The sequence below is a fragment of the Streptomyces sp. NPDC050658 genome (assembly GCF_044457025.1).
In the GTDB taxonomy this organism is placed as follows: Bacteria; Actinomycetota; Actinomycetes; order Streptomycetales; family Streptomycetaceae; genus Streptomyces.
Genome location: NZ_JBITGM010000010.1, coordinates 31,707 through 42,371 on the forward strand (window position 1 = coordinate 31,707; position 10,665 = coordinate 42,371).

General features: G+C 71.2%; 12 protein-coding genes. 3 read left to right on the plus strand and 9 right to left on the minus strand.

Going from position 1 to position 10,665, the window contains the following annotated elements; translation table 11 throughout:
• Both ACIBKX_RS29975 and ACIBKX_RS29980 read right to left on the minus strand, forming a co-directional pair.
• Positions 1 to 1,408: NACHT domain-containing protein (locus ACIBKX_RS29975; RefSeq protein ID WP_399376469.1), on the minus strand; the 1,408-nt coding region annotated here is incomplete at its 3' end.
• A 234-nt stretch (positions 1,409 to 1,642) separates the two neighbouring features.
• Entirely contained in the window at positions 1,643 to 2,062 is a 420-nt protein-coding gene (locus tag ACIBKX_RS29980; RefSeq protein ID WP_363275074.1) for an arsenate reductase ArsC, read from the minus strand.
• Positions 2,063 to 2,081: 19 nt separating this feature from the next.
• On the opposite strand from ACIBKX_RS29980, the gene ACIBKX_RS29985 reads away from it, so the two are divergent.
• Together ACIBKX_RS29985 and arsB are read left to right on the plus strand one after the other, a co-directional pair.
• Positions 2,082 to 2,387: a metalloregulator ArsR/SmtB family transcription factor gene (locus ACIBKX_RS29985; RefSeq protein ID WP_363275075.1), complete on the plus strand. Its 306-nt coding sequence runs from the start codon at positions 2,082 to 2,084 to the stop codon at positions 2,385 to 2,387.
• Positions 2,387 to 3,598, plus strand: coding sequence for an ACR3 family arsenite efflux transporter (gene arsB / locus ACIBKX_RS29990; protein WP_363275076.1), 1,212 nt, complete (start codon positions 2,387 to 2,389; stop codon positions 3,596 to 3,598). The genes ACIBKX_RS29985 and arsB overlap by 1 nt, the downstream gene beginning before the upstream one ends.
• Before the next feature lie 187 nt (positions 3,599 to 3,785).
• Here the strand turns inward: arsB and ACIBKX_RS29995 are convergent, their stop codons facing one another.
• The 7 genes from ACIBKX_RS29995 to ACIBKX_RS30025 form a co-directional block, all read right to left on the minus strand.
• Entirely contained in the window at positions 3,786 to 4,118 is a 333-nt protein-coding gene (locus ACIBKX_RS29995; protein WP_363275077.1) for a metalloregulator ArsR/SmtB family transcription factor, read from the minus strand.
• Positions 4,119 to 4,168: 50 nt separating this feature from the next.
• Positions 4,169 to 4,933, minus strand: a complete 765-nt coding sequence (locus ACIBKX_RS30000) for a response regulator transcription factor (protein ID WP_363275078.1) — start codon at positions 4,931 to 4,933, stop codon at positions 4,169 to 4,171.
• A 5-nt stretch (positions 4,934 to 4,938) separates the two neighbouring features.
• Positions 4,939 to 5,769 (minus strand): phosphate ABC transporter ATP-binding protein PstB, encoded by an 831-nt coding sequence (pstB, locus tag ACIBKX_RS30005; RefSeq protein ID WP_363275080.1) that lies wholly within the window; start codon positions 5,767 to 5,769, stop codon positions 4,939 to 4,941.
• 7 nt (positions 5,770 to 5,776) lie between these two features.
• Complete coding sequence (gene pstA / locus ACIBKX_RS30010) at positions 5,777 to 6,679, minus strand: phosphate ABC transporter permease PstA (RefSeq protein ID WP_363275081.1); 903 nt, start codon at positions 6,677 to 6,679, stop codon at positions 5,777 to 5,779.
• A complete protein-coding gene (pstC, locus tag ACIBKX_RS30015) occupies positions 6,676 to 7,626 on the minus strand; it encodes a phosphate ABC transporter permease subunit PstC (protein ID WP_363275082.1) in 951 nt (316 codons plus the stop codon). The genes pstA and pstC overlap by 4 nt, the downstream gene beginning before the upstream one ends.
• A 4-nt stretch (positions 7,627 to 7,630) precedes the next feature.
• Positions 7,631 to 8,584 (minus strand): PstS family phosphate ABC transporter substrate-binding protein, encoded by a 954-nt coding sequence (locus tag ACIBKX_RS30020; protein WP_363275083.1) that lies wholly within the window; start codon positions 8,582 to 8,584, stop codon positions 7,631 to 7,633.
• Between the two features lie 139 nt (positions 8,585 to 8,723).
• Positions 8,724 to 9,080: a metalloregulator ArsR/SmtB family transcription factor gene (locus ACIBKX_RS30025; protein ID WP_363275084.1), complete on the minus strand. Its 357-nt coding sequence runs from the start codon at positions 9,078 to 9,080 to the stop codon at positions 8,724 to 8,726.
• Positions 9,081 to 9,276: 196 nt separating this feature from the next.
• Here ACIBKX_RS30025 and ACIBKX_RS30030 point away from each other — a divergent pair, with 196 nt between their 5' ends.
• Positions 9,277 to 10,635, plus strand: coding sequence for an NAD(P)-binding domain-containing protein (locus ACIBKX_RS30030; protein WP_399376566.1), 1,359 nt, complete (start codon positions 9,277 to 9,279; stop codon positions 10,633 to 10,635).
• The last annotated feature ends 30 nt before the right edge of the window (positions 10,636 to 10,665 follow it).

Genomic DNA, 10,665 nt, shown 5'->3' on the forward strand with positions numbered 1-10,665 from the left:
CGGCGGGAACGTTGGTGAGTCCGCTCCGGCCCTCGACGGCGAAGTCGCCGGCAAACCCGCTCCGGCCCCCGGCAGCGGGGTCGCCAGTCAGCCCGCACCCACCCCCGGCGGCGGGAACGCCGGTAGACCCGCACCCACCCTCGGCGGCGGGAACGCCGGTAGGCCCGCACCCACCCTCGGCGGCGGGAACGTTGGTGAGTCCGCTCCGGCCCTCGACGGCGAAGTCGCCGGCAAACCCGCTCCGGCCCCCGGCAGCGGGGTCGCCAGTCAGCCCGCTCCCACCCCCGGCGGCGGGAACGCCGGTAGACCCGCTCCCACCCCCGGCGCCAGGGCCACCAGCAAGCCCGCTCCCACCCTCTGCCGCACGCAGTCGCTCCACCACCGCGTCCCATTTGGTGGTGAGGCGGTCGGCCGTTCCGGTGCGGCGCGTGGTGCGGGGGAGGAAGTCGGTCAACTGGCCTGCGGTGAGCGGGCGGAGGCGGATTACCTCGGCGCCGGTCAGGACCTTTCCGGCTTTGGTGACGGCCGTCGCGTACGCCTCGGGGCGGCTGGTGAGGATCAGCGGCCTGTCCCGGCCCAGACTGCGGTTGAGCTCGGCCAGCGCTCGGGTCCGGTGCTCGGCGGGCAGTTCGTCGAAGCCGTCGTACACGGGCAGGACGCGACCGCGGTCGAGCAGGGCGCGGGCCACCGCGACGCGCTCCCGGTCACTGCCGCCCAGGTCCGGATGCCGCTCGGCGAGCCACGCGGCGGCCCATTCGCGCGGGCCCTGCCCAGTCGGGTCCCACGAGGCGATGGACAGGACGGCGGGCACGGGCCGGTCCGCGCCGTCCTCGCCCCTCGCGGCGTCGAGGAGGGCGCGGGCCAGCCCCAGCGCCAGTACGGATTTGCCCGCGCCCGCGGCGCCGAGTACCACCAGGCGGCGCAGCGGCAGCCCCGCGAACAGCTCGGCCACGTCGGCCGGTTCATCCGGTGCGCCGGGTGGAGCGACCTCGCGCCCGCCCCAGATGTTGTCCGGGTGGTCGGCGAGCTGCGGGTCGCCCTGCTCCCAGCTCACCCGCAGCGGGGCGGGGTCGTGGATGCGGGCGAGCCGCTCCTCCCTTTCGTAGCCGTCCCGCAGCTCTCGGGCGAGCAGCGTCGCGGCCTCGGACATCCGCCGGTCGGAGACGAAGACCCCGCCCCGGCGGCTCGTGTCCCGCACGACGACGGCCGCTTCCAGCAGAGCGAGCAGTACGAGGACGACGCCCCCGGCGGTCACCTGCGGTCCGCGTCCGGGGTGCGCGAGGAGCCAGACTCCGGCGCCGCCGAGCGCGAGGACGAGCGCGATCTTGGCGGTGAGCGAGCGGGCGAGGCGGCCGGAGGGATGCAGGTGGACGTGGACGCCGCCGTGCACCTGGCCGACTTGGTACACGTCCCGCGCCCGTCCGCCCGCGAACGTGTTGTGGACGCCTTCCGGCTCTCCGCCCCTGTCCCTGCCCCTCCCCCGCCTCCGCCAGAGCACCCGTCCCCCCGTCCCCCTGTCGCCTCCGTATCGTCCCACCCCATGGCAACACGAGGGCGGATCAATATGTCAGCCCAACACACCCTTGACAATGGGGAGTTGGGGAGTCGAGGGGGATGGACGGAGGGGCGGCGCGTGTCGTGCTCAGGCCTCCCGCGTGGCGTCGATCTCTGCGATCAAGGCCTCGATCCGCTTCCTGATCTCGTCGCGGATCGGGCGGACGGACTCCACGCCCTTGCCCGCGGGGTCCTCCAGCGCCCAGTCGAGGTACGTCTTGCCGGGAAAGACCGGGCAGGCGTCGCCGCAGCCCATCGTGATGACGTAGTCGGAGGCCTGGACCGCCTCGGTGGTCAGGATCTTCGGCTTCTGGGCCGCGATGTCGACGCCGACCTCCCTCATGGCCTCGACCGCGGCCGGATTGACCTGGTCACCGGGGACCGATCCGGCGGAGCGGACCTCGATCCGGTCGCCCGCGAGATGGGCGAGGAAGCCGGCGGCCATCTGTGAGCGCCCGGCGTTGTGGACGCAGACGAAGAGCACGGAGGCGATTGGGGTGCTGGTCATGATGTGAAAGTATCAGCCCATGCTGACTTCAGTCGACGCTGATGTGATCCGGGTCCTCGGCGACCCCCTCCGAATGAAGATCGTGACCCTGCTCGCCCGGGAGACGCTCTGCACGACGCACCTGGTGGCGGAGACCGGCGCCAGGCAGACCAACCTCTCCAACCACATGAAGGTGCTGCGCGAGGCGGGCCTGGTGGAGACCGAGCCGTGCGGCCGCTTCACGTACTACAAGCTCCGCCCCGAGGTCCTGGCCTCGGTCTCCGAGCGCTTCGCCGAGCTGGCCGCGTCCGCCCGCACCGCCGCCGACAACAAGCGGGCCTGCTGATGAGCCGCACCGACCTGCCGAGCCGCACCGAGACCGCCCCGCCCGGCGAAGGCATCGTCGCCAGGCTCTCCACGCTCGACCGGTACCTGGCCGTGTGGATTCTGTTGGCCATGGCCGTCGGGCTCGGCCTCGGCCGGCTGATCCCCGGCATGGACGACGCCCTGGCGCAGATCGAGGTCGGCGGAATCTCGCTGCCGATCGCGCTCGGGCTGCTCGTGATGATGTACCCGGTCCTCGCAAAGGTCCGCTACGACCGGCTCGACTCCGTCACCGGCGACAAGAAGCTCATGGTCTCGTCCCTGGTCGTCAACTGGATCGTCGGCCCGGCGGTCATGTTCGCGCTGGCCTGGATCTTCCTTCCCGACCTGCCCGAGTACCGCACCGGCCTGATCATCGTCGGCCTCGCCCGCTGCATCGCGATGGTCATCATCTGGAACGACCTCGCCTGCGGCGACCGCGAGGCCGCCGCCGTCCTGGTCGCCCTCAACTCCGTGTTCCAGGTCGTCGCCTTCGGCCTGCTCGGCTGGTTCTACCTCGACCTGCTGCCCGGCTGGCTCGGCCTCGCCGACGGCGAGCACCTCGACATCTCCACGTGGAAGATCGCACTGAACGTCGTCATCTTCCTCGGCGTCCCGCTCCTCGCCGGATTCCTGACGCGCCGCATCGGCGAGAAGAAACTGGGCCGCGAGGCGTACGAGTCCGGCTTCCTGCCGAGGATCGGCCCCTGGGCCCTCTACGGGCTGCTCTTCACGATCGTCGTCCTGTTCGCCCTACAGGGAAAGACGATCACCTCTCAGCCGCTGGACGTCGTACGGATCGCCCTGCCGCTGCTCGTCTACTTCGCCGTCATGTTCTTCGGGACCTTCCTGCTGGGCAAAGGCCTCGGCCTCCCCTACGACCGCACCGCGACCCTCGCCTTCACCGCGGCGGGCAACAACTTCGAGCTCGCCATCGCGGTCGCCATCGCCACCTTCGGCGTGACGTCCGGCCAGGCCCTGTCCGGTGTCGTGGGTCCGCTCATCGAGGTGCCGGTGTTGATCGGTCTCGTGTACGTCGCCCTGGCCTGGCGCCGGGCCGAACAGCGCCGCCGCCCGGGCCCGCCCCTCGCCGGTGAGGCGGTAGCACATCCGGCCGTCGTGCCTGCGGCCGGCGAGGAGCCCGGCGTCGAGGAGCCGCGCCAGATGCGCGCCGAGGCGTCGGGGCCCCAGTAGCGGCAGGGCCTCGGCGAGGCGGTACGCGCACACCTCGTCCCGGCCCGCCGCGGCGAGCACGCTGAACAGCCGCAGCCGGTCGGCGTCGGCGAGCACGGCAAGGACCGCGGCCCTGCGGATCGCGGTCGCCCGGTCCATGGCCCCAGAATCCCAGCCCGGCAGAGGGGTGTCCATGAAGCCGGCGGGGTCAGGCCAGGAGGCTTTCCACGGTGCTCAGGCGCTCCGGGACGATCGTGTACCAGGCCCAGGTGCCGCGCTTCTCGCGCGCGAGGAGGCCCGCGTCGACCAGGATCTTCAGGTGGTGGCTGACGGTGGGCTGGGTGAATTCGAGGGTGTCGGCGAGATCGCAGACACAGGCCTCGCCCGCCGGGTCGGAGGCGATCAGGCTCAGCAGCTGCAGCCGGGTCGGGTCGGCGACCGCCTTGAGGGAGCGGGCGAGTTCCTCGGCCTCCGCCCGGCCGAGGGGACGGCCGGTGAGGGTGCGCCCGCGGGTCTCGTCCGGAGCCGTGACAGCGCTCACCGTTGCATCGTCCACCGGTTCAGTTTACGAAGCGACGAACTCCCGGTCGATCAGGGGCAGCTGAGGCGGTAGCCGAGCCCGCGTACGGCATCGATGGTGCAGCAGCTGGGCGGCGGCTGGGCAAGGCGTTTGCGCAGGCGGCCGATGTGGACGCTGAGGGTGTTGCTCTCGGGGACGTAACTGCTGCCCCAGGCCTGGTCGAGCAGGGCCTCGCGGCTGACCACCTGGTTGGGCCTGGCCAGCAGCAGGGCGAGCACCTGGAACTCGCGCAGCGGCAGCACCGTCGCGACGCCGTGCCGCCTGAACTGGTAGCCGACCGGGTCGAGTTCAAGGTCCCCCGCGCGCAGCGGGCCCGACGGCCGGAAGGGGGGCGGCGGGCCGGTCGACGAGGTCCCTGCGGCGGTCAGCCGCAGCAGGTCGAGGGAGCCGTAGGGCCGGGGCAGACAGGCGGCGGCGCCCGCGGCGAGGCCCGCCGAGATCTGCTCGCCCTGGTCGGGGCCCGCGGCGAGCACCACGGTCAGGGCGAGCCGCCGGTACAACAGCCGTACGGTGCGGGCCAGTTCGGGGCCCGGCAGTCCGATGTCCAGGAGGACCGCGCCGGGCCGGGTGACGGCGGCCTCCACGAGGAGCTCCGGCAGGGTCTGGCAGACGGTGATCCGCACGGGCCGGTCGGCCAGTTCGTGCTGGACGCGGACGAGGGTCTGCCGGTCCCGGTCGGCGATGAGGAGAGTCGGCAGGGTCTCGCGTTGCCCCCGCCCGAGATCGGCATTGGCTTCGGCTTCGGCTTCGGCTTCGGCTTCGGCTTCGGGGGCCATGGCCGTCATCCGAACCGGCCCGAGATGTAGTCCTCGGTGCGCTTGTCCGCGGGGCTCTCGAAGATCTTCTCGGTGTCGTCGACCTCGACGAGCCGTCCGTGCCGCTCGCCCTTGTCGTCGACGTCGGCGGTGAAGAAGGCGGTGCGGTGCGAGACCCGGGCCGCCTGCTGCATGTTGTGCGTGACGATGACGATGGTGAACTGCGTGGTCAGCGTCTCCATCAGGTCCTCGATCTTGGCCGTGGCGATGGGGTCGAGGGCCGAGCAGGGCTCGTCCATCAGGATCACCTCGGGGCGTACGGCGATGGTGCGGGCGATGCAGAGGCGCTGCTGCTGGCCGCCGGAGAGGGCGAGGGCGCTGCCGCCCAGCTTGTCCTTGACCTCCTCCCACAGGGCGGCGTCCTTGAGGGCCTTCTCGACGATGCCGTCCAGCGTGGAGCGGCCGCGCTCGCCGTTCACGCGCGGGCCGTAGGCGATGTTGTCGTACACGGACTTGGGGAACGGGTTGGGCTTCTGGAAGACCATGCCGATGCGGCGCCGCACCTCGATGGGGTCGACGTGCTCCGCGTACAGGTCCTCGCCGTGATAGGCGACTTTGCCGGCGACGCGGGCGCCGGGGATGAGGTCGTTCATGCGGTTGAGGCAGCGGATCACGGTGGACTTGCCGCAGCCGGAGGGGCCGATGAGGGCGGTGATCTGGCGGGGCCGGACGGCGAGGTTCACCTCGCGTACGGCCTCGTAGGCGCCGTAGAAGACCGACAGGTCCTTGATGTCGAAGACGGAGCCGCTCGGCGCGAAGTCGACGGGGGCCGTATCGGTCAGGGCCGTTCCGGACATGGCGGGGTCACCAGCGCTTTCCGTACTTGTTGCGGATGAAGATGGCGAGGGAGTTCATCGCGAGCAGCAGGACCAGCAGGGCGACGATGGCCGCGGCGGCGAGCGCCGCGAACTCCTCGCGGGACTGGCTGGTCCAGTTGAAGATCTGGATGGGCAGGACGGTGAACGCGGAGTTGATGCCCTCCGGGTTGAACGCCACGTAGGTGAGGCCGCCGAGCAGCAGCAGCGGCGCGGCCTCGCCCATCGCGCGCGACAGGGCGAGGATCGAGCCGGTGGCGATGCCGGGCAGGGCGGCGGGCAGGACCTGGCGCCACACGGTCTGCCATGGGGTGGCGCCGAGCGCGAGCGAGCCGAGCCGGATGGAGTTCGGCACGGCTCTGATCGCTTCCCGCGAGGCGATGATCACGATGGGCAGGACGAGCAGCGCCAGGGTGAGCGAGGCGGTGAGGATGGTGGTGCCCAGGCCCATGCCGCGGGCGATCAGGCCGAGCCCGAGGATGCCGTAGACGACGGAGGGCACGGCGGCGAGGTTCTGGATGTTCAGCTCAAGCCAGCGGTTGTACCAGCGGGTCGGATCGGCGTACTCCTCCAGGTGGATCGCGGCCGCCACGCCGACGGGCAGACAGAGCAGGCCGGTCAGGCCCACCACCCACACCGAGCCCCAGATCGCGGACTGCGCGCCGGCGCGCTCGGGGTGGCGGATGGAGGGGAAGTTGTTCCACAGCCGGTCGTCGAGCCGGCTCGCCCCTTCGTACAGGACGTATCCGATCAGGAGGGCCAGGAAGAGCAGCGCGACGGCCAGCGAGGCGAGCAGCGCGAGACGGAAGGCGGTGTCGGCCGGGCGGCGCCGTCGGCGGCCCAGCGGCGTCGGCGGCACCGGCTGGGTCCTGACGGGCGTCGGCGCGGTCATTCGTACACCTCCCGGAAGCGGCGGACCAGGCGGATGGAGACGGCGTTCATCGCGAACGTCAGCGTGAACAGGAGCAGTCCGACGGCGAAGAGGGTGTGGTAGTCGACGGTCCCCACCGGTACGTCGCCGCTCGCCGCCTGGGCGATGAAGCCCGTCATGGTCTGCATGGCCTCCAGTGGATTCCACGTCAGATGGGGCCGGTTGCCCGAGGCGATGGCGACGATCATCGTCTCGCCGACCGCGCGGGAGACCCCGAGGACGAAGGCGGCCACGATCCCGGAGAGCGCGGCGGGCACGACGACGGTCGTCGCCACCACGCGCTTGCTCGCCCCCATCGCGTACGCGCCGTCGCGCAGCGAGTGCGGCACCGCGGAGAGTGCGTCCTCGGAGAGCGACGCGATGGTCGGGATGATCATCATGCCCATGACGAGGCCCGCGGAGAGGGCGTTGAAGATGTCCGGGCCCTCGCCCCACGGCCACAGGCTCTGCAGCCTCGGCGTGAGGAACTTCAGCGCGAAGAAGCCGAAGACGACCGTCGGGATGCCCGCGAGGAGTTCGAGCGCGGGCTTGAGGATGCTCCGGGTGCGCGGTGTCGCGTATTCGGAGAGATAGATCGCGCTGGCCAGGCCGAGCGGCAGGGCGACGAGCAGGGCGATCACGGTGATCAGGAGCGTCGCGGCGACCAGCGGGAGCACGCCGTAGCGGGCGGGTTCGAAGAGCGGGGTCCACTCGGTGCCGGTGAAGAACTCCTTGGCGGAGACCTCGCCGAAGAAGCGGACGCTGGGCTCGATCAGCGAGGCGACGATGCCGACGGTGGTGGCGATGGAGACGAGGGCCGCCACCACCAGGCCGATCCGGATGACGCGCTCGCCGTGGCGGGGGCGGGAGCGTCCCAGGCGCCGGCTCCCGCCGGCGTCCGGGACGCTCGCCTTCCTGCGGGCAGGCACGGGCCTACTCCTTGCCGCTCTTGAACTCGTCGAAGGTGTCCTTGAGTTCCTTCTCCTGCTCGCCGTTGAGCGGGATGAACCTGGCGTCCTTCGCGACGTCGGCGTTGTTCTCGACGTAGTACTCGACGAACGCCTCGACCTCGTCCCGCTGCAGCGCCTTCTGCGAGGGGTAGATGAACAGCGGCCGGGAGAGCGGCTTGTACGTCCCGTCCTGCGCGGTCTTCACGCTCGGCGCGACGCAGCCGTCGCCGCCGTCGATCTTCAGGGCCTTGAGCTTGTCGGTGTTCTCCTCGTAGTAGGAGTAACCGAAGTAGCCCAGGCCGCCCTTGGAGCCGGCCACGCCCTGCACGGTGACGTTGTCGTCCTCGCTGGGGCTGTAGTCCGTACGGGACTTGCCCTCCTCGCCGTTGATCTGCTCGGTGAAGTAGTCGAAGGTGCCGGAGTCGGTGCCCGCGCCGAACAGTTTCAGCGGCTCGTCGGGGAACTTCGGGTCGACCTGCTTCCAGTTGCCGGCCTTCGAGCCGGGCTCCCAGATCTTCTTGAGCTGGGCGGTCGTCAGACAGTCGGCCCAGTCGTTGTCCTTGGGCACGACGACGGTCAGCGCGTCATTGGCGATCATGAACTCGTCGTACGTGACGTTCCCGTCGGCGCAGGCCTTCTTCTCCTCGTCCTTGATGGGGCGCGAGGCGTCGGAGATGTCGGTCTCGCCCTTGCAGAACTTCTCGAATCCGCCGCCGGTGCCCGAAGTGCCCACCGTGACACGGACCTTGGCCTGCTCCTCGGCGAACAGTTCGGCCGCCGCCGTGGAGAGCGGCGCCACGGTGGAGGACCCGTCGACCTTCACGGTGCCGGACAGCTGCCCGGCGCCGCCGTCGTCGTCCCCGCCGCAGCCGGAGAGCGCCACCGCCGTCAACCCGATGGCCGCCAGCCCCGCCAGCCCCTTGCGCACACCGTCCACGACGCACCCTCTATCTGTCGGCCCGTCAATCGCGGGCTGCCAGGCGGCCGTTGGCCGCAACCAACCCCATAGATAGAAGTGCGTCTATGTTAACGGCGGGCGACGGTGCGGTGACTCACGTCTGAACATAGACGTAGGTCTATGAAGTGGATCGCAGCATCTGCCCCATGGCCGCGAGCACCGACGGCTCCACCCGGTAGTAGACCCAGGTACCGCGCCGCTCCGAGGTCAGCAGGCCCGCCTCGCGGAGCTTCTTGAGGTGATGGGAGACGGTCGGCTGGGAGACCCCGACATCAGAGATGTCGCACACGCACGCCTCACCACCCTCGTGCGAGGCGACCAGCGAGAACAGCCGCAGCCGGACCGGGTCGCCCAGCGCCTTGAACATCGCGGCCGTCCGCACCGCCTCCTCGGCAGTGAGGGCCCGCTCGGTCAACGGCGGACAACAGGGCTCGACGTCCGGCTCAAGCAGGGGCAGGGCTTTCTCGTTCGACATGTATCTATGTTGACACATGTCGAATCAAAGGGAGGCCTTGCCGCCTCACCGCCAATGATCCACCCCCGCCGCCGATGATCCCCTCTCTACTTCGACATTCATCTATGTTGACGCCTATCGAAACAGGTGCCATGCTGGCCGCACAAGCCATCGACAAACATCGAAACAAGACCCGGGAGTCATCGTGACCACGCCGATCAACCACGAGCCCGACACCGCCCTGCCCACCGTGGTGATCGGAGCCGGCCCCATCGGCCTGGCCGCCGCCGCGCAGCTCGTCGAGCGGGGCATCGAGCCGCTGGTCCTGGAGGCCGGGCGGGAAGCCGGCAGCGCCGTGCGCGAGTGGTCGCACGTGCGGCTGTTCTCCCCCTGGGCCGAGGTCGTCGACCCCGCCGCCGAGAAGCTCCTGGCCCCCACGGGGTGGGTGAAGCCGGACGGCGCCACCTACCCCACCGGCGGCGACTGGGCCTCCCGATATCTGCAGCCGCTGGCCGACGTCCTGGGCGACAAGGTCCGCTTCGGCGCGACGGTGACCGGCGTCTCCCGCCAGGGCCGCGACCGCGTCGTGGACGCCGACCGCGAGCGGCAGCCCTTCACCATCCATGTCACGTACGCCGACGGGAGCGAGGAACGGCTCGTCGCCCGCGCGGTCGTCGACGCGTCCGGCACCTGGTCGACGCCCGGACCGATCGGCGGAGACGGACTGCCCGCCCTGGGCGAGCGGGCCGCCGGGGAGCACATCTCGTACCGTGTGCCCGACCTCAAGGACCCTGCCGTCCGGGCGCGTTACGCGGGCAGGCGCACCGCGGTCATCGGCTCGGGCGCCTCCGCGTTCACCGCGCTCGCCGCTCTGGCCGCCCTCGCCGAGGACGCTCCGGGCACCCACGCGGTCTGGGTCCTGCGGCGCGGCATCAGCGGCTCGACCTTCGGTGGCGGCGAGGCGGACCAGCTGCCGGCCCGCGGTGCACTCGGCCTGGCGGCCAAGGCCGCGGTGGACGACGGTCACGCCGATGCCGTCACGGGCTTCCGCGCCGACGCCGTCGAGCGGAGCGGCGGACGGCTGGTGCTCGTGGCCGAGGACGGCCGCCGCCTCGACCCGGTCGACGAGGTCATCGCCCTCACCGGCTTCCGCCCGGACCTGTCCTTCCTGGGCGAGCTCCGCCTCGGCCTCGACGCACGCCTCCAGGCTCCGGTCGCGCTGGCCCCGCTCATCGACCCCAACCAGCACTCCTGCGGCACCGTCTACCCGCACGGCGTGCGAGAGCTCGCGCACCCGGAGCCGGCCGTCTACCTGGTCGGCATGAAGTCCTACGGCCGCGCCCCGACCTTCCTCGCCATGACCGGCTACGAGCAGGTCCGCTCCATCGCCGCGGCCCTGGCCGGCGACCAGGAGGCCGCCGAGCGCGTCGAATTGACCCTGCCGGAGACCGGAGTCTGCGGTGGCGCGGGCCTCTTCGACGAACCCGAGCCGACCTCGACCGATGGCGGCGGCTGCTGCGCCACCCCGGCCACCCTGCAGGTCGGCAGCGGGACCCCGGCCACGGGCGGCTGCTGACCGGCGTGTCCGGCCGGTGCGGTGGGCGAA

Bases quoted from the DNA above. Each gene is read 5' to 3' on its own strand.
- ACIBKX_RS29980 (WP_363275074.1), bottom strand. From the start codon at position 2,062: ATGACCAGCACCCCAATCGCCTCCGTGCTCTTCGTCTGCGTCCACAAC.
- ACIBKX_RS29985 (WP_363275075.1), top strand. From the start codon at position 2,082: ATGCTGACTTCAGTCGACGCTGATGTGATCCGGGTCCTCGGCGACCCC.
- arsB (WP_363275076.1), top strand. From the start codon at position 2,387: ATGAGCCGCACCGACCTGCCGAGCCGCACCGAGACCGCCCCGCCCGGC.
- ACIBKX_RS30000 (WP_363275078.1), bottom strand. From the start codon at position 4,933: ATGGCCCCCGAAGCCGAAGCCGAAGCCGAAGCCGAAGCCGAAGCCAAT.
- pstB (WP_363275080.1), bottom strand. From the start codon at position 5,769: ATGTCCGGAACGGCCCTGACCGATACGGCCCCCGTCGACTTCGCGCCG.
- pstA (WP_363275081.1), bottom strand. From the start codon at position 6,679: ATGACCGCGCCGACGCCCGTCAGGACCCAGCCGGTGCCGCCGACGCCG.
- ACIBKX_RS30025 (WP_363275084.1), bottom strand. From the start codon at position 9,080: ATGTCGAACGAGAAAGCCCTGCCCCTGCTTGAGCCGGACGTCGAGCCC.